23 protein-coding genes and 3 pseudogenes are annotated in these 19,514 nt (G+C 62.2%); 7 read left to right on the forward strand and 19 right to left on the reverse strand.

Annotated elements, in window-relative coordinates; all coding sequences use genetic code 11:
• Positions 1 to 205 precede the first annotated feature (205 nt).
• The 3 genes from LXX_RS14035 (at position 206) to LXX_RS01740 (ending at position 1,463) form a co-directional block, all read left to right on the forward strand.
• Positions 206 to 934 (forward strand): Flp pilus assembly complex ATPase component TadA, encoded by a 729-nt coding sequence (locus LXX_RS14035; RefSeq protein WP_041766998.1) that lies wholly within the window; start codon positions 206 to 208, stop codon positions 932 to 934.
• Positions 931 to 1,071, forward strand: coding sequence for a hypothetical protein (locus tag LXX_RS14040; RefSeq protein WP_155806755.1), 141 nt, complete (start codon positions 931 to 933; stop codon positions 1,069 to 1,071). The genes LXX_RS14035 and LXX_RS14040 overlap by 4 nt, the downstream gene beginning before the upstream one ends.
• A 164-nt stretch (positions 1,072 to 1,235) precedes the next feature.
• Complete coding sequence (locus tag LXX_RS01740; RefSeq protein WP_041767000.1) at positions 1,236 to 1,463, forward strand: hypothetical protein; 228 nt, start codon at positions 1,236 to 1,238, stop codon at positions 1,461 to 1,463.
• 1,602 nt (positions 1,464 to 3,065) lie between these two features.
• Here LXX_RS01740 and LXX_RS13265 read toward each other — a convergent pair.
• Positions 3,066 to 4,229 carry a cutinase family protein gene (locus LXX_RS13265; protein WP_176714805.1) on the reverse strand — a complete coding sequence of 388 codons (1,164 nt, stop codon included), beginning with the start codon at positions 4,227 to 4,229 and terminating at the stop codon, positions 3,066 to 3,068.
• A gap of 637 nt (positions 4,230 to 4,866) precedes the next feature.
• The gene (locus LXX_RS14045) at positions 4,867 to 5,334 is read right to left on the reverse strand and encodes a hypothetical protein (protein WP_155806756.1); all 468 of its coding nucleotides are present in this window, start codon (positions 5,332 to 5,334) and stop codon (positions 4,867 to 4,869) included.
• 619 nt (positions 5,335 to 5,953) lie between these two features.
• Between LXX_RS14045 and LXX_RS15180 the strand changes: the two genes are divergently transcribed.
• From LXX_RS15180 to LXX_RS01765, 4 genes and pseudogenes are all read left to right on the forward strand, one after another.
• Positions 5,954 to 6,259, forward strand: a complete 306-nt coding sequence (locus LXX_RS15180) for a transposase (protein ID WP_011185381.1) — start codon at positions 5,954 to 5,956, stop codon at positions 6,257 to 6,259.
• Positions 6,256 to 6,489, forward strand: coding sequence for a hypothetical protein (locus tag LXX_RS13270; protein WP_081423054.1), 234 nt, complete (start codon positions 6,256 to 6,258; stop codon positions 6,487 to 6,489). Before LXX_RS15180 ends, LXX_RS13270 begins: the two co-directional genes overlap by 4 nt.
• A 624-nt stretch (positions 6,490 to 7,113) precedes the next feature.
• Positions 7,114 to 8,223 (forward strand): IS110-like element ISLxx2 family transposase, encoded by a 1,110-nt coding sequence (locus LXX_RS01760; protein ID WP_011185382.1) that lies wholly within the window; start codon positions 7,114 to 7,116, stop codon positions 8,221 to 8,223.
• A gap of 10 nt (positions 8,224 to 8,233) precedes the next feature.
• Positions 8,234 to 8,542 (forward strand): annotated as a pseudogene (locus LXX_RS01765) (integrase core domain-containing protein); the annotation flags it as partial.
• On the opposite strand, the gene LXX_RS16495 reads toward LXX_RS01765, so the two are convergent.
• The 17 genes and pseudogenes from LXX_RS16495 to LXX_RS01840 form a co-directional block, all read right to left on the reverse strand.
• Complete coding sequence (locus tag LXX_RS16495; RefSeq protein WP_370558460.1) at positions 8,516 to 8,824, reverse strand: HigA family addiction module antitoxin; 309 nt, start codon at positions 8,822 to 8,824, stop codon at positions 8,516 to 8,518. The pseudogene LXX_RS01765 and the gene LXX_RS16495 sit on opposite strands and share 27 nt — an antisense overlap.
• Positions 8,742 to 8,912 (reverse strand): hypothetical protein, encoded by a 171-nt coding sequence (locus LXX_RS15185; protein WP_155806757.1) that lies wholly within the window; start codon positions 8,910 to 8,912, stop codon positions 8,742 to 8,744. The genes LXX_RS16495 and LXX_RS15185 overlap by 83 nt, the downstream gene beginning before the upstream one ends.
• Positions 8,913 to 9,266: 354 nt before the next feature.
• Positions 9,267 to 9,719: a hypothetical protein gene (locus LXX_RS01775; RefSeq protein WP_141692898.1), complete on the reverse strand. Its 453-nt coding sequence runs from the start codon at positions 9,717 to 9,719 to the stop codon at positions 9,267 to 9,269.
• Positions 9,716 to 10,015 carry a hypothetical protein gene (locus LXX_RS01780; protein WP_041767006.1) on the reverse strand — a complete coding sequence of 100 codons (300 nt, stop codon included), beginning with the start codon at positions 10,013 to 10,015 and terminating at the stop codon, positions 9,716 to 9,718. Before LXX_RS01780 ends, LXX_RS01775 begins: the two co-directional genes overlap by 4 nt.
• Before the next feature lie 121 nt (positions 10,016 to 10,136).
• Positions 10,137 to 10,526, reverse strand: coding sequence for a hypothetical protein (locus LXX_RS01785; protein WP_041767008.1), 390 nt, complete (start codon positions 10,524 to 10,526; stop codon positions 10,137 to 10,139).
• A 92-nt stretch (positions 10,527 to 10,618) separates the two neighbouring features.
• Positions 10,619 to 10,804, reverse strand: a pseudogene (locus LXX_RS16500) (IS481 family transposase); the annotation flags it as partial.
• On the reverse strand, positions 10,762 to 10,968 hold the full coding sequence (locus tag LXX_RS14060; protein WP_041767010.1) for a hypothetical protein: 207 nt from the start codon (positions 10,966 to 10,968) through the stop codon (positions 10,762 to 10,764). The gene LXX_RS14060 and the pseudogene LXX_RS16500, both read right to left, overlap by 43 nt.
• A 33-nt stretch (positions 10,969 to 11,001) precedes the next feature.
• The gene (locus tag LXX_RS01795) at positions 11,002 to 11,958 is read right to left on the reverse strand and encodes a glycoside hydrolase family 25 protein (RefSeq protein WP_041767012.1); all 957 of its coding nucleotides are present in this window, start codon (positions 11,956 to 11,958) and stop codon (positions 11,002 to 11,004) included.
• Position 11,959: 1 nt separating this feature from the next.
• Positions 11,960 to 12,355: a hypothetical protein gene (locus LXX_RS01800; RefSeq protein ID WP_141692900.1), complete on the reverse strand. Its 396-nt coding sequence runs from the start codon at positions 12,353 to 12,355 to the stop codon at positions 11,960 to 11,962.
• Positions 12,356 to 12,972: 617 nt separating this feature from the next.
• Entirely contained in the window at positions 12,973 to 13,164 is a 192-nt protein-coding gene (locus LXX_RS01805; protein WP_041767016.1) for a hypothetical protein, read from the reverse strand.
• Between the two features lie 237 nt (positions 13,165 to 13,401).
• Positions 13,402 to 13,671: a hypothetical protein gene (locus LXX_RS01810; RefSeq protein ID WP_011185387.1), complete on the reverse strand. Its 270-nt coding sequence runs from the start codon at positions 13,669 to 13,671 to the stop codon at positions 13,402 to 13,404.
• Entirely contained in the window at positions 13,671 to 14,780 is a 1,110-nt protein-coding gene (locus LXX_RS01815) for a hypothetical protein (RefSeq protein WP_041767020.1), read from the reverse strand. The genes LXX_RS01810 and LXX_RS01815 overlap by 1 nt, the downstream gene beginning before the upstream one ends.
• A gap of 26 nt (positions 14,781 to 14,806) precedes the next feature.
• Positions 14,807 to 15,805, reverse strand: a pseudogene (locus LXX_RS01820) (IS481-like element ISLxx4 family transposase).
• 271 nt (positions 15,806 to 16,076) lie between these two features.
• A complete protein-coding gene (locus LXX_RS01825) occupies positions 16,077 to 16,568 on the reverse strand; it encodes a phage distal tail protein (RefSeq protein ID WP_256030761.1) in 492 nt (163 codons plus the stop codon).
• A gap of 34 nt (positions 16,569 to 16,602) precedes the next feature.
• A complete protein-coding gene (locus tag LXX_RS01830) occupies positions 16,603 to 16,905 on the reverse strand; it encodes a hypothetical protein (RefSeq protein WP_011185389.1) in 303 nt (100 codons plus the stop codon).
• Positions 16,905 to 18,467, reverse strand: a complete 1,563-nt coding sequence (locus LXX_RS01835) for a phage tail protein (protein WP_011185390.1) — start codon at positions 18,465 to 18,467, stop codon at positions 16,905 to 16,907. The genes LXX_RS01830 and LXX_RS01835 overlap by 1 nt, the downstream gene beginning before the upstream one ends.
• A 41-nt stretch (positions 18,468 to 18,508) precedes the next feature.
• Positions 18,509 to 19,477 (reverse strand): tape measure protein, encoded by a 969-nt coding sequence (locus LXX_RS01840; protein WP_011185391.1) that lies wholly within the window; start codon positions 19,475 to 19,477, stop codon positions 18,509 to 18,511.
• Between the last annotated feature and the right edge of the window lie 37 nt (positions 19,478 to 19,514).

Consider the following 19,514-nt stretch of genomic DNA (forward strand, 5'->3'; position numbering starts at 1 on the left):
GGCGAAGCCGCGGGAGAGCCCACGGGCGCCGTCCCGGCACCGGTCGGCAGAGGCCACCGCAGGACTGGCCGAACGGTATGAGCCGCCGGGCGGCGGCCGGGTGCTCCCGGCCGCTCATATTGCGCTGGACGACGCGACGGCATCGCGGGGGTCCCCGGTGACGGTGGCGGAGACACCGAGCCCAGCGAGGAGTCCGGAAGGGGGTTTGGCGACCATCTCGTCCCGCGCGGTGCCGAAACCGCCCGTGCTGTCCCCGCGTCCGGATGCCGCACCGGCCCGTCCCCACGGCCCACCACCGGCCGGCCTCTGGCGCACGTACAGTCCGCTCACCCCCTATCTCATGCGCGAGGGCATCACCGACCTCTTCGTCACCGGCTCCGGCGAACTCTGGACGGACGACGCTCGCAGCGGCCTCCGACGGCAGGACGGCTGGAACGCGGACGAAGCCGCGAACAGACGACTCGCCGTTCGCTTGATCGCGCACGGCGGACGGCACATCGACGAGGCGACGCCTTTCATCGACGTCCGGCTCCCGGGCGGCGTGCGCGTACACACGGTTGTTCGTAAACTCCATCCTAGCGCTACCATCGACTCAATGGCTGACAACACCGCCGCCACAGAGCAAACAGAGCCCGCCGATCCGCCGGCGGCTGCTCGCCCGCTCTGGTTCCTGCCTGTAATCATCGCCTACGGTGTCGTGGTGCTCGCGATCCTGGTCGTGGCTGTCGTGCTGATCGTCAACGCGTTCGCCCCGCACACGTTCAACGCTGATGGATACGTCGTCATTGAGAACACGACCTGCGACAGCGTTCCTGACGGTTTCCAGGACATCGCGCCCGGCACCGACGTGACGGTCAAAGATCCGGCGGGAAAGACCGTCGCGTTCGCGCAGCTCAAGACCCGCAAGGACATCACTGGCGCGATCCCATCGTGAGCGTTCCCGTTCAAACTGACAGGCTCCCGTCAGGGCTCGGGATCTATACAGTGGAGGCGTCGCACCGAGGCGCGCTGAACTACAACGAAGCGCGCCTGAAGAAGGACGGCGTCGTGATGAGCCTCACCGTTCAGTGAACGACGAAGACCGCCCCCGCTCGACTCCGTGAGGAGCCGGGCGGGGTCAGGGGGCGCGGCGACTTCGAACATGCCCCGCCACTGTCGGCTCCTGGACTAGGGTGCGCGGCACCACCACATCTGTGACATATCGCGCACGACGGAGGGTTGCTAGGATCCTGTCCATGAACGATATTCCTCCCGCGAATCCCTTCATGCGGGCTCTGACCTACATTGTGCTCGTCGGGCTCGTGCTCGGAGTGATCCTCCTCTTCGTCGGCTTCTCGAACCCCTATATGGGCACGCTCCCGCTCGCTTACGTCGGCATCGGCCTCATCGGCTTCGCGTCCACCGCCCTTCTCGTCGAACTCGGTGCCGCGGCCGCGCGGTGGGGGCGGGACCAGTCCGAGTAAAGCTCTCCTTGGTGGAGAGGTCTACCACTATGTGCCGTAGAGATTGCATGCCAGTACATATGCTTGGGGCTGGTTGAAATCGGTGGGTTACGGGGTGTTTGTGGGCAGAGTGTGGGCAGGGGTGTGTGGGTATGCCCGGCGGCGTCCTCGTGTGGATGTGCTTTTCGTTGTGAAAATATAACGGATGTGAGCACACGGCTGGATCCACGATCATCCCCGCGTCCCGTCTTCGCCGGGCATATTATCTTTGCTCTATGGCGGGGCGGGGTGTCAAGGGTTTGTGGGTGGGACCGTGGTGGGGTTCTGTGTCAGGTCGGTGGACGCGCTGATTCTCGAATTCCTGGGCGTGTTGTGGTATTTTCCACGTATGGCGGGCCTTGCAGGAGCGTCATCCGCCTGAGGGCCTCGATGAGCGAGGCCCTCAGCGCTTTAAGGTGTCCACACGGCTTAAGGTGTCCACACGTGGTACGAGTGGAGGAAGGGCCGTGCGAGGTCGCTGAGCTTCGCCACTTCCCGCGTTGGTCGCTGATGGGCGTTCTGGACGAACCTCTTGCGGAGGTAGACGTAGGTGAGCATGTCGACTGCTTGGAGCGCCCGGTGTGCCCGCGAGTCCTCCCATCTGAAGTTGGGCAGTATCGTTGAGAGATACCGATGGTTGTAGCCGGGCGTGCGCCCCTGGCCTGGAACTGGTTGATTCGAGCCTGATGATGCGCCGCGTCTGGCACCTGATCTGCCATGATGACGACTTTCTCGTCCTGCGAAGATGCGTAGTCATGAACGCGCTCGAGGGCGTACTGCAGTGAGATCTCGAGCGGAGCAGCCGGGATCATCATCTCGGCTCGCCGTCGAACCGGTGAATCTGATTGATGTCGACACGAATCGCAAGGCATGGGTGGGGTTGCTCTTCTGTTAGGGGTGATGATTCTCACCTCTTTGTGCGATGATTGGAGCACAAAGATCCGTTCCCCGAACAGTCTCCGTATGGTGTGCGTGCCCTGAAGGGCTAGGTGGCTGGTCGCTTTCATTCTTGGGGAAACTCCCAGAGGCTACCCTTCGGGTATCGTGTGCGACCTTTATTTTCCCGTACAACGCTGACATCGAACGCCACCGATACGAGACCACCCCGACCCACCCGTAAGGGGGGTGGGTCGGGGTGGTTTAGCTGCTCTATGGTCAAGAATTGCGCAAGAGCGTGTCGTGATTGCAGTGTGGACTGGTACCGCCCGCACGTGACCGCCTGGGATCGAGTCGCGAAGCAGGCCACTACTCGGTGGTTCTGGAACACTGAACTCGGCTGGGCCACCGTCCACCCCTCCTCATCGAGCACGGTTGGGAGTAAGTCCAGACGGTGACGTGGGACAAGGACATCTCACCACACGTCGCCGGGAACGTGAACGGCGAACCATCCACTGCCTCCCGGTGGTGAGCGCTCCGTGACGCCCAAGGACTGGACGCTCTGGGATAGGGACCGGTCATGGATATATCCTCCCCGCCAGCATCTCCCGGCGCTAACGATCAGTTGTACCAATCCTTCCTCACGCTCCGATCGCCTCTTTTTCCGCGGACGTTTCGTCAACGACGATGCCGATGGGACGGCTTACATTATTGGGTGATAGCGATTGTGGTGTCTGGGGTGTGAGTGAATGTGTTGGTGAGGACGCTTGCGGTATAGCTTCCGTGGTCAATGCCGGTGAGGGTTGGGGTGATGGTTTGGGTTCCACCGGTAGAGGTGTAGATCGGACTTGTCCAGACAGCAGGCAGTCGCCAAGAACCCTTGGATGTTAGGGAAGTAAGGCGAAGGCCGAATTGTTGCCCGGCTGGTATGCCAGCGACATGGATTCGAACGGTGCTGCCCTCTCGGATGCTGCTGAATCGGTGAAGGTTTAGATGTGCAGCATTGTTCTTGCCGATGGCTTGAAGTTGAAGGGGAGAGAGGTTTGCTTGGGGGGTTTCGGGGTTAGCGACGGTTACGTTGGGGTCGGCCATGAGGGTGTTCATGTCGATATCATCCAGATAGTTGTGTTCGGGTGTAGCTTCTTGTCGACCCAGGGCGGTTCCGTTGACTGTGACGGTTTGGATTAGCTGAGCAACTTTGCGGCTGATGGTTTGGCCTTCTTGGGCAATTTCTGAGTTTCCTGTGACGTAGTTGAGGTGTTCCTGGAACTGATGGAACACGATTGCGAACGCTCCCACGAGCCAGCTGTAGTGGCAGAATGGGTCGCCTCCATGGCACAGACCGGCTTTGGAAGAGGAAAGCGCGTAATACTTGTTGTCTTGAATTTTTTCGGGGGTGGTGGAAATGTAGCGCATGAAGCCGTTTCCGTCGGAACCACTGCCGTGGTTACCGGTTTGATTTTCGAATTGCAGCGGGTCACCAAAAATTTGAGTGAGCGCGACATCGTCAGGTCGCAGCTGGGTGAGCCAGCGCGCAGTTATCGCACCTTGGGAATAACCGAGGACAACAAACTTCGGAGACGGGCAACCGGCAGCAGTTTGCGCCTGGATGGTCGAATCTATATATGAGGCGGTATTTGTTGCGCCGGCTCGAGCGGAGTCCCCGATTACTTTCTTGATAAAGGCAACGTCGACCGTTCTCGGTACCGCCACCCCCGGATATCCCTTCCCGGTACCGAATTCGTCCGGACCGATCGCTTTGACTGGGACCGTATCCACATACGGATTCGGGGCACTGGTGCCGCGGCTTTGAGCTACGTAGGCTTCCAGAAGACGACGTAGAGTTTTCCCTTCCCAGCCGTTAGTGGTCATCGTCGTATCTCTGTACGTCCCAGAGCTACCCCTAGGCTCGCCTGAACCGCGGAACACGAGAACTTGCACAGGGGTGCATCCGGCGGGCAATTCTACCAGCCCGGCAGCATGGGCTGGAGCCATGCCGCCGACCATTCCGAGGCTTACTACAGTGATCACACTTATCGACATGAGTGTTTTCTGAGAAAATCGGATTCTCATTTCGAACTCCAATTCATTTAAATATCAAAAATATATAAATAGATAAATCACAGAGAGGGGTATGGCACGAAAACCGTCGCCAGCAGCAAGGCGACAAAAAACGCGACTGCAACAAGAACCGCGACGGGGACGATCCAGAACAGGTGAAACCGCTTGCCTGGCCATAATGATACCCTGGCGCCCAAGAAGACAAGAACAAGTACTCCCATTGTTCCGGAGACAAGGAACAGTCCGCACGTGTTATAGATGCTGGGTGCTGCCCACCCAACGAGTGGCTCAGATCTCACGAGAACACGCGGGAGAAGCAGCAAACCCACCCCGCTGACTGCTATTGCCAACAGCGTCCACCAGATTATGGCGTGAACCCGCATAAATTCATCCGAGAAAAATTGGAAAAAGCTGTTTACTGGAAATAGTTCTCACGAAAACTTTCGGTCTACTCACCTTCTGGCATAACCTGCTCAAGGCTTGCCGTAACAGGGAAGGCTGTTGCGCTCTGCACATTGATGGTTTCTATAAGGTCGCCTCCTTCGAGACGGAAAGAAGCCCCCACCTTTTCGCCGTGCGCGTCCACAGCCCAGGGAACAGCGAACCCTCCGACCGGATCATTCTGCCCGTCACTAACAACAGCTACGGAACCGTCCCGGCGGACAACAGGGCGAAGACCTTTCATCATCTCCAACGGGAACCGGTACTCCTTTACCGCACCTGGTGACGGTACCCGCATCAGAACCTGCAAAGCATTCTCGGTCGGAAAAACACTCAAAACCGTCCCCCCTACCTTTGTAGAACCCAAAGCATCCCCGGTGCCATGAAACAGTCGCCGGGAAACACCACCCGCATCGACAACCTCATTCGTCTGCTCGCCTGGCACGGTGAACGAAAAACCGCCATCATCTTCCAACGGCCCCTCCTCCGCAACCCGGGGAACCGGGCGGGTGCGAGAATCAACCACCGTCTTGGTATCACGCATCGGTGACCCCACGGCCGAGTCCACACGCGAAACCAGCACAACAGAAGACCCGGCAACCACCCCCGCCACAACCAAACCAGCCACCCCCGCCACAACCCGAACCCTCCGAGACTGTGAGAAAACACCCAACATTAAAACCTCCTCAATAATCCTTACCCCTCGCACCATACGAGCGAGCATTCCCCCCCCCATGCAGGCCCCCTCATGAGGGGGCCTGCATGTCGGGACGGGGAAGAGGCTAACCCCATGAGCGGGCCTGCGGGGAGGCCTACCCCAAAAAATGGTGGAAACGGACGGTGACCCTAGCCTCTCCCGTTACGAGCCGGGATAGCCTGTACGACCCTGGAACCGGGCACGTGTCATTCGGTCCAGACAACACCCAACCAGAATAGGGCGTTCGGGACTGCTGGGGGTTAGGTCGACCCTTGACCTGTGGGTCTGTCTGTTTTTGGTGTAAACGGCGGTGTTTCTAGTCTCGGTGGGGCGTGAGCAACGGATCGGTGACAACTGATCGTTAGTGCCGCCAGGCGCTGACGGGGAGGATGTCATCATGCCCGGTCCCTATCCCAGAGAGTTCCGCGAGGACGTGGTCGCGGTCGCGCGACGGTGTGAGAGCGGCGTCACCATCAAGCAGATCGCGACCGACTTCGGTATCAGCGAAGCGACGCTGCAGAACTGGCTCCGTCAAGCTGACGTCGAGGAAGGCAATCGCCCCGGTCAGACCGCAGCGGAGGCTGCGGAGTTGCGGGAGGCGCGGAAACGGATTCGGTTGCTGGAGCAGGAGAACGAGGTCCTTCGCCGTGCGGCGGCGTATCTTTCGCAGGCGAACCTGAAACTAGGTGGCTCCCCCAAATGACATACCCGCTCGTATCCGAGCTCGCCGACGCGGGAATCCCCGTGACGGTGTCGTGCCGGGTTCTGAAGCTCGCCCGTCAGCCGTACTACCGATGGCGCAACGACCCTGTCCGGGAAGCTGACGTGCTCCGCGCGCACCGCATCAACGCCCTGCACGACGCTCACCACGACGACCCGACGTCGGCTACCAATACCTGGCCGATGAAGCCCGTCGCGCGGGCTGGCGGATGAGCCGGCGGACGGCGTGGAAGCTGTGCTCGCAAGCCAGGATCCTCTCGTCCGCGCGACGACGAAGGCGAGGCAAGGGCAAGAAGGCCGGGCCGCCCGTGTTCGATGACCACGTGCAGCGGCAGTTCCGCGCTGATTCGCCGAACCGTGTGTGGCTCACGGACATCACGGAGCATTGGACGAGCGAAGGCAAGCTGTACTGCTGTGCGATCAAGGACGTGCCGCATCGTCGGGTACTCCATCAGCGACCGGATGACCGCGAAGCTCGCCGTCGACGCCATCCGAAACGCCGTCGCTCGCCGCGGTGACGTCACCGGGTGCATCCTGCACGCAGATAGTGAGACTGTTCGTGCTGGTGTTCTCGGGGGTCCTGACCCTCACAGCGATGGACGCGCAAGGATGCTGGTGCCGCGTGTTCTCAGGGGTTCCTGACTCTCACGCCGATCGACATCTGCTGTCTTTCCACGGATCTGTCGGTCCCCTGAGAACATCCGGTGAGGCGTCACGCCTCACCGCCGGAGTGACTTAAGGAGAGCCTGCGCCAACAGGTGCTCATCACTGTCTTGTCCGCCGGTCTGGTGGTGCGCGGTGCCGTTCCCCGCCCATGCGAACAGATCGGAGCACGACATGACCATCATCCCCGACACCGGCAAGCAACCTCAATCACGAACGTCGGTGTTCGCCGGCGTCGACACCCATAAGGAGATCCACGTCGCCGCGGTCGTCGACGAGACCGGGACAATCCTCGGAACCCACAGCTTCTCCACGACTCGCGCGGGTTATCGGGCCCTGCTGGCATGGGTGCGCAGTCAAGGCGCGTTGGTGCGGATCGGAATCGAAGGGACGGGCTCCTACGGCGCTGGCCTCGCCCGGCATCTCGCGAAGAACGAGGTGACGATCCTCGAGGTCGACCGGCCGGATCGGTCAGACCGACGCCGGAAAGGGAAAGACGATGACCTGGACGCGATCAATGCCGCCCGCGCCGCACTGCACGAGCGCCGTACAACGATCCCGAAGTCCAAGGACGGCGCGGTCGAGGCCCTGAGAATCCTGCGGGTTGCGCGAGCCCAGGCGGTCCGTGAACGCCGCAACACATTGCAGCTGCTGCGGATGTCGATCGTCGCCGCACCCGACGAGGTTCGTGACCAGGTACGCAACCTCACCCGTATGCAGCTGATCCGCCATCTCGCTGCCTGGCGTCCTGACACCTCGAACGCGACCGATCCCGTTGTCGCCTACCGGGTCGCGTTGAAGTCGTTCGGCCGCCGCTATATCGAGCTCACCGACGAGATCGTCGACCTTGACGACCTGATCAACCCCATCGTCGAGTCCCTCGCCCCCCAGCTACTCGAACGCGTCGGAATCGGCATCGAAGTCGCCGGGCAGATGCTCGTCACCGCAGGCGACAACCCCGAGAGCATGAAGTCCGAAGCCGCGTTCGCGATGCTCTGCGGCGTCTCCCCGCTACCCGCGTCCTCCGGAATGACCCAGCGACACCGACTCAACCGTGGTGGCGACCGGCAAGCCAACCGTGCCCTCCACCTCGCCGTGATCAGCAGGCTCCGGATCGACCCGAGAACGAAGGCCTACGCAGCGAAGAAGACCGCGGAAGGCCACTCGAAGATGGAGATCATCCGTTGCCTCAAGCGATACCTCGCCCGCGAGGTCTACTTCCTCCTCAACCCCGGCATCAAACACATCGCCCCGAATACCAAACCGAGGAAAATCGCCGCTTGACTCTTAGGAGAGCATCCGCGGCAGCCAATTCCGAAGCCGGAAAGCCCTCCGGACGCTGGCCCACCATGGCCTGGTCGGCTCGATGGGACGTGTCGGCGCCGCTGGCGACAACGCCGCCATGGAGTCGTTCTGGTCGCTGCTGCAAACCAACGTCCTCAACCAGCGCCGATGGGCGACCCGTCAGGAACTGCACCTGGCGATCGTGCTCTGGATCGAGCGGAAATACCACCGGCAGCGAAGCCAAGACACCCTCGGCGGGTTGAAGCCCATCGAGTTCGAAGCCAAGCTACCCCTAACGCCACGAACACTCGCGGCCTAAACCCAACCTGTCACCAAATCGTTCCTCACGCCCGACGACACGTTCAAGACGAATCGCGCTGTCGTTCGTGATGGGTGCGTGGCCGTTGATGATTTCGTTGACTTGTTTGCGGCTGCAACCGAGGAGGCCGGCGACAACCTGCTGGGACAGGCCCTCCTCCTGGAGCCACTCTTCAAGGTATTCACCCGGGGCGACAGCGTCATTCGACGCACTCATGGCCTCTCCTCGTCTGCGCGATGACATTGAACTCGGTATCGATGTCGTAACACTGGTCTTCGACATGATGTTTGATGCCAGCGCCGATGGCCAGGGCATAGTGGCGGATGGTCGACAGGGTGGGATTGGCTTCGTAGCGCTCGAAGGCCGCCACGGTCGGTTGGCTGGCTGACGCCCATCCGTTCGGCGACCATCTCTTGGGTAAGATCGTGAGACTTGCGCTGGTCCACGAGGGCTCGGAGGAGCTCGCGGTGCTGCGCGACCAGATCTTCCGCCAGCGCGTCCACCAGCGCGATATCAACATCGCTCATAGACTAAAAACTCTACGGGACATTGCCCCTGAGCGAGCCGGTGGCGGCCGACGTTAACGCGTTGCGTGATTCTCGACCACATGTGTGGTTGGATATAAAGCAACACTTAGGGCAAGGATTGCACCCGACCAACGACAAACCAGCCCCGGCCCACCGCCTCATGTGAGGGATGGGCCGGGGCTTGTTGGTGTGTGGTGTTAGGCGTGCATCGCTCCTGACAAGTAGCACTCGACTACTCGTGCGAAGTCACCCTTCACGGATTCCGTGGAGATCACACCGAGGCCGTGGCTATAGTGGACGGCGACACTCGCCATATGTAAGCGGACATATTCTGTTGCGATCTCAGGGTAGATGCGGGTGACGACATCGTTGACGCCCATTCGACGGCGACCACCCGAGACTCGCCCATGGTGGCTCGTCGCGTACCTGTCCTCCATGATCAGGAACTGATCAATCCCCGATAAGCGGCTCATGTCATCGAATACTGGATCCTCAATGAACGCGGCCTTTACGGTATGGTACGCCGAATAGAAGTAGCAGACCGCGAACCACTCATCATCCACAGCAAGGAGGTTCTCGGCTGTCTCCTTGAATGAGACAGCTCGACGCAGACAATCCTCTGGGCTGCGTAGCGCCGGGACAGCGCTCATGCGTAGCAGTAAACTGGAACGTTCGCTTTGGCGGCGATGTCGGGTTCGAGCTCGTGGATAAACTGGAACGCAAGCGCTGCCTCGTCGTAGTACATTCGCTCGATGTCGAAAAGCTCGCGAAGCACACGCTTCTGCTCGGCGTCCGAGTTGTCCTTCAACGCAATGCTGACATGACCAAGACGATCGACAGCCTCCATGACAACCTGGAGCCCGTTGATGGTCTCGCGGCCGATAGCATCGACGGCGAACTCACCGATGGACGTGGTGAGCAGCTGCAGTTCGTTCACACCGGCCATGACAAGAAGAATACAACCCATGTCAAGTCGGGGTCATCGAGCCTCCCGAGAACGAAGGTATGCAGGCGTAGTCCCGGACCTCGGCGCAGTACACGAAACAGCCCCGGCCCGCCAACCGAAGTCAGCGAGCCGGGGCCAGAGCGTGTTGGGTGTCAGGGGTTTGTGGGTGGGATGGTGGCGGGGTTCTGTGTCGGGTTGGCGGGTGTGGTGGCGGGGGTTTGGGTGTTGGTTTTTTCATGGTGCCGAGGCCGATGGTTGTGAGCCAGTGGTTGATGGTGGGGATGGCCATGATGCGGGTGAGAGCGGCGGCGATCGCCGTGACGATGCCGGCGAGGCCGACCATCCACAGGTAGACCCTCGAGGTGACGGGGAGGCCGAGGGCGTCGATGACCTGCGGGAGGATCACCGCGAAGGTCAGGAAGGCGGGGATCCCTGCCTGGATGATCGTGCGGAGGACCCGTTGGCCGGTGTGAATAATGTCCGGGATCTCGGCGGTGAGGTGCTTGCTCATGATTCTCCTTCGGGAAGGCGGGGGTGTTCGAGGCTGGTGAGGCGTTCGCTGAGGCGGTGCCCGGTGCGGGTTTGTTCTTGGTCGGCGGTGGTGCCCAACCGTGGCTCGTAGCGGTGGTTCCTGCTCTTCGTGCGGGTGGCGGTCGCTTCCCGGTTGCGTTCGCCCTGGACGCGGCCGACGAATCGTCAGCCGCCGCCGTCGGGGATGTTGCCGAACTTCGTCACGTCGACATGGATCAGCGATCCAGGGTGGTCGTGCTCGTAGCGACGGAGTGGCTGTTCGTCACTTGGTCTTTGACCTCGCGGGCGTCGGATGCGATGTGTCTCACGTCGCGGCGGGTGCGGGCGCCCAGCACGATCGAGATGACGATCGCGGCCATACCACCGGCCGCGGTCACGGCCGCGGCGATCAACGTGGCCCACCCGATGGGAATATCAGCCATAGCGTCCCCTCTCATGGGGTTCGGGACAGGGTTCTAGGCGGATGCGTGGGCGAATACGTCTTTGATCGCGGTCTCGCACGCGGCCTGGACTTGTTCAGGGGTGAGGGAGAGGCCACTGTTGGCCTGGATGCCGGCCAGTACGGCGGGGACGAGAAGGGCGGACACGGACTTCGCGAGGGCCACGGGGTCGCCGCCCTGTTGTGCGCGGAGGCGTGCGGTGCGGGATGCGAGGATGCCCCACACCGTCCCGTCGCCTTCCGCATGGACGGGCTCGACCAGGCCCGTGCGGGTCAGGGCCTGGAACTCGTCCGCGGTCAGCCAGTCGAGGGTCCCGTCCGGGTTCAACGTGCCGATCGCGCCGGAGGCATCACCCGTCTTGATCATCTGGATCCTCATGTCATCCTCCAAAAGGGTTGGGGTTGTGAAAGCCGTGATCAGCGACGTTTGGGCTTTGTTACGGTCGATGGGGGTAGAGGTGTACTGCCATACCGTCCAGGTGGGCCACCACCGGATGGGTGGTGGGGGCGGGTTGTAGGACGCGATCCACAAGGGCGCGCCGACGGCGACGACGGCGGACCAGTCCATGCCGTCCATGAGCGACTTGTTCAGATACACGCCCGGGACCACCCCGAGACGGGTCTTCACCTGGTTCAGGAAGGCGAGCGCCTGCGCCGGATCCCAGGCTGCCGTGTTCGTTGACGGTTCCGCCTCGACATCCAGCCACAGCGAATCCCCCACCTCATAGGCCAGGTTCGCAATAAAGAAGTCCGCACACACCACTGGGTCGAGGTTCCCGTTGAAGAAGTAATGCCCAACATGCTTCCCAGCTTCACGGGCGCCTGCGACCTGTGCCCGGTAGCAGGACCCCACGGTGAGTCCGATGTTGGCGCGGGAAGCGTTGATGATCACGAAATCCTCACCCGCAGGGGTGTAGTCACCCTGCATATAGGAGATATCAACACCCTCAAGCAGGGCTGCCATGTCGGTCATCTCACACCTCCTGCACGGTTATCACGGCAGATCGGATCGCGACCGAGGCCGCAGCTGATGCGTTCGCTTGGAATGTCCACGTGTGTGAACCAGCGCCCGGGGTCGACTCAGCGCGGACGACACCGGCGACACCGGAGGACGCGCCGCCGGGGTTCGGGATGTCGAGCTGCCAGATGTCGTCGATCTGGACCCCGTCGCACACGAGGCGCAGGCCGGATGCGCGGGCTGCGCCCGAGTTCGGGTTGTAGACGTTCGCGGCGACATCGACCATGCACACCCCGCCGATGCTGTTCGCAGTGATGGTGAGGATGTCCATCCCGACGGAGACGCCGCCGAAATAACCGCGGCTGCGCCCAGCCGGGAACGGCCAAGACGGCCAGACTGCTGACGCGCCCACACGCTGGAAACTGAGTTCCACGCATACGTTCCCGAATTGGCTGAATCGTTGAAGACGGTGGCCTTCTGCCAGGGCCGGGGCGTCGTCCACCCGTTGAGGTCTGTGAGAGTCCGGAAGGGAACCTCGGCACCGGGGGCTGCGGTGAGCACCGCTGTCTGGGTGATGATAACTCGTTGGGGTGTCGTTGGTGTCGGGGGTGGTGACCGTGGATGAGGAATCATTCTGCTTCGCGTAGATCACGTCGATGCGCGAGTTCGCGGCCGGGGCGGCAGCGTGCAACACGTTCACTGTGCCGTCATTCGCCAGCAAAACCACACCACCATCACGAACAGCAACCGCCGAAAAGGCAGCCACCGCAGTGTTCATCGTCGCCGTCGGGGACAGCACCCCGGTGACCGGTGACATCAGGCCACCGCGTGGGGAACCGTCGGCGTTACACACCACTCAGGTTATGGAAGTCGTACCGGGTGTCATCCGCGTCCGTGGTGGCCTTCTTCGCCGTCAAACCACTGCGAATAGTCATGAGCCCCTCCAGTAAGGGTTTTGTGGAGTATCAACGAGGAAAAGCGGGCAGCGTGATCCACGTCCGCGGGGTGCGGGTTGGGCGGACCTGAGCGTCAGGATTCGAGGTTTGTGAGGCGTGCGCTGAGAGAGTCGATCTGCTCCTGCTGCCGTCGGGTGACAGCCAGAAGCGGGACCACGAGCTGGGAGTAGTTGATCGTCGCCGGGTGGCCGTCCTCATCCAACGGGACAACATCGGGGCCGAACCCGGCCGGCTGAACGTCCTGGGCGATCAGGAACACCTTCAACGGTTCCGTTTCCTCGTCCCACGTGTACCGGCCGAGGTAGGGGGGTGAGGGAGAGGAATGCGTCGGCGAGGTCGTTGGGGAAGGGTTCGAGATCCTTCTTGACCTCACGTGTTGACGGCGAGAAACCAACCTGCCCGTCATTGTTGATCCATGCCGATTTGTACCCGGACGTGACCTGGTAGTTGAAACTCCCGATGGACTTCAACGTCCTGGCGCTGGTGACCTGCCCTGCCGCTGTCACGTCGCCCGAGTGGGATTGATCGCGCCCGGGGACGCAACCTGAGAGTCGACCTGCGCCCGGGTGTATGCGTTCGCCGCCATCCACCTGGTCGCGATCGTGTTCACCTGACCAACAATGTTGGCGAGGGTCTGCTGAACCTGCTGCACCAGCGAACCGATAGACGTGCCCGTGGGCCGCTCAAGCTCCCGGAGACGTTCACGCTGATCAGATAACGCCCCGGTGAGGGCGTCCATCCCGTCACGTGGGGCTTTATATCCCTGGGCCATCAGCTCACCACCTCTGGGACGCACTTGATCTTGACCGTCTCGCCCTTCTCATCAGCCGAGATTGAGACAATGCGACGGCGGAACGTGCCGCCCGAAGTGAGGTAGGGGTCCCCTACACCGGTAGTTGGGTGGTAGGGAGCAATGGTGATGTCGCAGAAGTCGCCGACGTTGTAGGAGTTCACCCAGGGACCCGCCGGGTTGCCGTCGTCATCGGTGGGCCGTGCCTCCACGGTGAAGGACCACGTCTCCTCCGATCCTCGACCGTTGATCGCGTTCTGGGCTGCGTATTTGTCCAGCGTGGACTGGATCGACACGGTCGAGTGGGACGAGTCGACGATCTCCATCATTGGGAACCCCTGGTCAATCAGGGTCGAGTCGTACGCCCGCGACACGAGAACATCGTCGGCCTGCCGGCCTCCCGTCCCCCAGGAAAACGATCCCAGCATGGTTCCGTCCTCGTCGATCTGGAAGTCCGACACGGGCGAGTCGTCCACGGTCACGTTCCACGACGAGACGGACTTCGCGTAGATCAGCGGCTGCGCGACAGTCCCCGTCTGCATGAACCATTCCACGCCGAGACCGTCTGTGGTGAACCTGGGGGCGAAGTTGATCTCCACGCCGCCCTGCAGCTCTGTCAGCTGCTTGAGCGCTTCCCCTACCGGTTTGAAGTCCACTCCGAGATACGTCTTGGTGTGGTCAGCAACCCCGTCGATCTCGTCTGCCTGGAACACGATCGGCAGGTTGCCGCCCGTGCGAGCAAGCGTCTGCTGCACGAGGCGTTTGGCCATCGTCCCCCACCAGATGGCGGTGTACTGGGTGGTCAGAAGCGGGTTCGCGATCGTCTTGGTATTGTCCGCAAGGTCCGGGATCGTCCACTGGGTGACGTCCAGGCTCTCCGCAAGCAGTGGGATCACCAGGCGGTGATCGAACAGGGACATGAGCCCCTTCGCCCCGATCTGCAGCGTCCGGTCGGGCTGGTTGTAGCTGCGCGTCCAGATCGGCCCGCACGCCTTGATCGTGTCATCCTCCACGACTCCGAGAAATGCCTTCCCCTTCGATGCGGTGTTGCGGAGGTCGAGCGCCTGCACATCCGGATCCTGCATGTCCACCGTGACCCGGATCGTCTCCGCAGTGTCTAACTGTGATGTCCAGGGAGGTTGTTGTCGATTCTGCTAATGGGTGGGGCTCTGATGGCGGAGTGGTGCTGGTGATGATTGTAGAAGTGGGGCCAGCCGGGGAGTGCTTCTCGTCGTTCGGCCTCTGAACCATAGAACCGGGCGTAGGCCCATCCGTCGGCGAGTGTGCGGTGGAAGCGTTCGATCTTCCCGTTGGTCTGTGGTCGGTATGGTCGGGTCTTCTTCGCCCTGATCCCGAGCTCTGTGCAGGCGTCTCGCCAGGCGTAGGACTTGTAGGCGGAGCCGTTGTCCGAGAGGACGAGTTCGACGCTGACATCCCGGTCGGCGAACCAGGCGACAGCACGCCGCAGGACACCGATCGCGGTGTCCGCCTTCTCGTCGGAGCAGATCTCGGCGTAGGCGACGCGGGAGTGGTCGTCGATGATCGTGTAGACGAACACGGTGCCCAACCGTGGCTCGTAGCGGTGGTTCCTGCTCTTCGTGCGGGTGGCGGTCGCTTCCCGGTTGCGTTCGCCCTGGACGCGGCCGACGAATCGTCAGCCGCCGCCGTCGGGGATGTTGCCGAACTTCGTCACGTCGACATGGATCAGCGATCCAGGGTGGTCGTGCTCGTAGCGACGGATCGGCTCGCCCGTGACCCGATCAATGGTGCAGAGCCGGTTGATGCGGCAGCACACCAGGACGGCGTGGACGGTCGAGGCGGGAAGGCCAAGCTCGCCGGCGATCTGCACCGGCCCCAGGCGTCGTCGCCACCTCGCCCGCACGATCCGCTTGAGCACGGGCAACGGCGTCCGCGTTGGCATCGATCGTGGGCGGCTAGACCGGTCGGTCATCCCTCCCGTGCCTTCGGCGCGGAACCTCGCCGCCCATTTCCGCGCGGTAACGGGCGAGACCATAAACATCTTCGCTGCGACGGAGACCAGCCAATGGTCCTCGACGATGAGCCTGGCAAGGCGCAGACGAGCGCGCGGTGTGAGAGCAGCGTTAACGTGGGACACGAAGGCCTCCTGGATCGTGAAGCGGTTGAACTGAACAGCTCCACTTCACAACCGGAGGCCCTCGCCCCTCAACTCCTCACGACCGTATCGCCGAAACAACCCCCCTGGACATCACACCTAGGGAGTCATCCCACGGGCCCTTCAACACAGGGAGGTCGAGGATGCGCCGGCCGGTTCGGAGGTCACCGATGATGTACCGCGTCATCGGTGACCTCCTACCGGTTGGCTGGTGCTGCCGTGAACGTGAACTGGGGCGTGCCCGTCACGGTCCTCAGGGGGAGAACTGGATCTGGTGAGTCTCACCGGGACCGACCTGGAAGAAATCCCTACCCGTGAGGTGCACAGACACGTCATTGCTTGGCGAGTCGATCCATGCCCGCCCGGTGCGCTGGTTGATCTGCACCAGAGACCCATCAGGGAGGACACGCTCAAACCGAACCGTCTGACCGGTGGTCACATCCGTCACGGTAAACCCGCTGCTGAGGCCGCTCGTTGCAGTCAGGGCTCCCCACGTTGGCGCTGTGCCCGTGTTCGTGAACGACACCCGCCCCGAAGACCCGTCCGCGCCGAAGTCCCAGTACGGTGCGGTGGCGTCAACAAGGCCCGTGTTCCGATTCGTGCCCAAGGGGAACAACAACCCGCCTCCCGACATGGGGACACCGGTCGAGTACGACTGATCGGGCCCGTACATGAGCGGGTCGAATGCAACCAGGTCGACCGTGAAGGTGAACTGGTTCCCACCATAGTCAGGGTCGAGGATCACCGACCGAACCGACGCAACACGCCGCATCGGCCCGTCAGCATCCGTCACGAGTACGGTCGCTGATCGGCCTCGTGCGAATGGTCGACTTCAGGAGCTGTTTTGCTGCCTGCACATCCGAGCGGGCGGCGCCGAGGAAGGCACCCTTGATCGAGAACGTCAACGACTTGCGCCAGTCCATCGCGATCGCGAATGACCCGTCAGCCTGCGGGCGTTCCCAGATTTCGCTCTTGGATTCCGAGACAGCGTCCCAGTCACCGAGGAAGACCAGCCAGAACCCTGGCGTGCCCGATTCTGCGGGGCTGGCGGGAAGTACCAGACTGTCGATGGCAACCATCATCAGATGCTCCCCGCCGCCACACGAGCGAACTCGCGTCCCATGATCCGACCCGACACGACCGGATCATTGTCCGGGGCGACGATCTTATCGACATACATGTACGGCGCCTCACGGCTCGAAGCAGGCTGACCACCCAGTTCGGACAGGATGCCCGGCTTCAACGGGATCACCGCCTCCGGGTAGCGGCCTTCACCGATGTTCGCCATGATGCCGCCCGGGACCGCCTGGACGATGCCACCCTCAGCAAGGCGCGGGATCTTCCCGACCGAGATGTTGATCGCCCCACCGGTGGCGTCCTTCACGACGCCGGCGACACCGTTGATGCCGCCGATGACACCGTTGACCATATCGATGATGCCGTTGATGACGCCTTTCACGATCCCGACGATGCCGTTCCAGATACCAGAGAATATTTGGACGATGCCGTCCCATGCCTTCGACCAGTTCACGGTGAACACACCGGTCAGGAAGGTGATCACCCCACCAAGAACGTCCGTGATGCCCTTGATGATCGGTTGCAGCACGTCGAGATCATCTGCACCACCGACTGGATGACCGGGATCAGATACGCGAACGCGCCTTTCAGAACACCGTTGATGATACTGGCGAGGAACTGCAGCACCTGTGCCAGGGGCGGGATGATCAACTGCACCAATTGCAGCAACGGCGGGATGAGACCCCACACAGGGGCGAGTAGTTGCAGGAACACATTGAACAGTTCCTGGATGATCGGCATCAGCGCGGAGAACAGGCCCATCAACGGCGGCAAAAGCACCCCAACCAACGGCATGAACGCGGTGATCAGCTAGACTGACGACCGGGGCGAGGGCTTGCAGGATCGGGGCCAGCATGCCAACGAGTTCCACGACGAGGTTCACGATCATGGGGATGATCGGGGCGAGAACGGGGATGAGCTGGGCGAAGATCGGCATTAACTGGGCGGCGAGCGAGGTTGCCAACTGCAGCACAATGGGGATCAGAGGTGCGATCGCCTTCACCAGTGTTCCCACGATGGGAGCAACTGCTTGGAAGATCGGCATGAGCGCGGACGCGAGCATCGACACCAGCGGCACCAGCGCAGACACAATGGTTCCCACGATCGGTCCCAACCCTGCGAACGCGGGGATGAGAGCCTGCAGCACCGCACCCACCACCGGAACGAGCGCGCTGGCGAGGGATGAGAAGATTCCCGACAGTTGTGTGATGAGCGTCACGACAGACGGCAGCACCGCGACCAGAACACCGCCGAGGATGTTCACCAGCTGCGACAGGAACGGCGCCACCGTCAGCAGCGCGTTCGCAAGCACCCCACCGATGGTCTGCGCCATCACAGCGAGAGCGGACCCGATCTGACCGATCACCGGGCCAAGCGTTGTCAGGAGGTTCCCGAACGTTTGCGCGAGCTGACTACCGATGACACCAAATGCCTGTTGAAGCTGAGGCGAGACGGCGATCAGGCCGGCGAATGCGCCGATCAGGATGCCGATGGGGCCGCCCAGGAACTTCAACGGGCCCGCGAGACCGCCGAGCATGTCACCGAGGATCGGGATCTTGCCCAGCACGGCGGGGAGAGCTCCCGTGCCGAGGGCGAGGAACGCACCGGTCAGTGGGGCGAGGACGCCGGCGATTGGTGCGAGGGTCTGAACAGGCCGGCGAAGCCGCCGTTGGCGCCGTTCAGGAAAGCGGCGACGGATTCGAAAGCGGGGGCGAGGCGGGCACCGATGGTGTCACCGAGCTTGGCCGCCATGCCCTCGAGCGGCCCCATAGCGTTCGTGATGCCGATGATCAGCGGTGCTAGCTGCGGGAAGATCCCGCTCAGTGCCCCGGCACCGATGCGGGACAGTGAGGCTTGGAAGTTGTCAAGCGCCCCGGGAACTGTCTTCCCCATCTCCTGAGCTACTGTGCCAGACGCCGCGGTTATCGCGGACTGGAATTGGTCGAACCCGATCTGTCCCTTAGATGCCATGTCGAACACCGCATCCGCCGTGGTACCAAGCTGGGACGCGAGAGCGGAGTAGATCGGGATGCCCCGGTCAGCGACCTGTTGCAGAACGTCGTTCTGCGCCTTGCCCGTCGAGGCGACCTTGTTGAAGATCGACCCCATGTCAGACAGCGACGACCCGGATGCGGCGGCGGAGTTCGCGACCGATTTGAGAACGCCCTCGAGCTGCTGCCCTGGCTTGATGCCCGCCTCGACAGCGCCCGCCTCGACAGTGGCGGCGTCACCGAGACCGAACGCTGTGCCTTTCACCGAAGCTAGAGCGTTGGCCATGATGCCGTCGACGGTGGTGGCGTCGTTGCCGAGACCGGTCAGCTTCGCCCGGGCGACGTCGATGTTGTTCAGGCGGGCAAACCCGCTGGTAAGAGCGACACCGATCCCGGTGGCGGCGGTGGTGACCGCTGCAGCCCCGGTGCCCTTGAGAATCGACCCCAGAGAGGAGATCAGGCTTGCGCCCATCCTCGCGCCGACCTTCTGGCCGACCACATCACCGCCGAGCTGCTGCTCGATCTGCCCCTGCGCCCCTTTGGAGACCGGGATGATGGTTACTTCGGCGACCGCTGCTTCGGACACAGGTCACCTCCGAGCGGGTACGCGAAAGGCCAGCGCG

Origin of the sequence: Leifsonia xyli subsp. xyli str. CTCB07 (assembly GCF_000007665.1) — a bacterium.
Classification (GTDB): domain Bacteria; phylum Actinomycetota; class Actinomycetes; order Actinomycetales; family Microbacteriaceae; genus Leifsonia; species Leifsonia xyli_C.

Bases quoted from the DNA above. Each gene is read 5' to 3' on its own strand.
- LXX_RS01740 (WP_041767000.1), top strand. From the start codon at position 1,236: ATGAACGATATTCCTCCCGCGAATCCCTTCATGCGGGCTCTGACCTAC.
- LXX_RS13265 (WP_176714805.1), bottom strand. From the start codon at position 4,229: ATGACCACTAACGGCTGGGAAGGGAAAACTCTACGTCGTCTTCTGGAA.
- LXX_RS15180 (WP_011185381.1), top strand. From the start codon at position 5,954: ATGCCCGGTCCCTATCCCAGAGAGTTCCGCGAGGACGTGGTCGCGGTC.
- LXX_RS13270 (WP_081423054.1), top strand. From the start codon at position 6,256: ATGACATACCCGCTCGTATCCGAGCTCGCCGACGCGGGAATCCCCGTG.
- LXX_RS01760 (WP_011185382.1), top strand. From the start codon at position 7,114: ATGACCATCATCCCCGACACCGGCAAGCAACCTCAATCACGAACGTCG.
- LXX_RS16495 (WP_370558460.1), bottom strand. From the start codon at position 8,824: ATGTCGAAGACCAGTGTTACGACATCGATACCGAGTTCAATGTCATCG.
- LXX_RS01775 (WP_141692898.1), bottom strand. From the start codon at position 9,719: ATGAGCGCTGTCCCGGCGCTACGCAGCCCAGAGGATTGTCTGCGTCGA.
- LXX_RS01780 (WP_041767006.1), bottom strand. From the start codon at position 10,015: ATGGCCGGTGTGAACGAACTGCAGCTGCTCACCACGTCCATCGGTGAG.
- LXX_RS01785 (WP_041767008.1), bottom strand. From the start codon at position 10,526: ATGAGCAAGCACCTCACCGCCGAGATCCCGGACATTATTCACACCGGC.
- LXX_RS14060 (WP_041767010.1), bottom strand. From the start codon at position 10,968: ATGGCTGATATTCCCATCGGGTGGGCCACGTTGATCGCCGCGGCCGTG.
- LXX_RS01795 (WP_041767012.1), bottom strand. From the start codon at position 11,958: ATGACCGACATGGCAGCCCTGCTTGAGGGTGTTGATATCTCCTATATG.
- LXX_RS01810 (WP_011185387.1), bottom strand. From the start codon at position 13,671: ATGGCCCAGGGATATAAAGCCCCACGTGACGGGATGGACGCCCTCACC.
- LXX_RS01830 (WP_011185389.1), bottom strand. From the start codon at position 16,905: ATGATGGTTGCCATCGACAGTCTGGTACTTCCCGCCAGCCCCGCAGAA.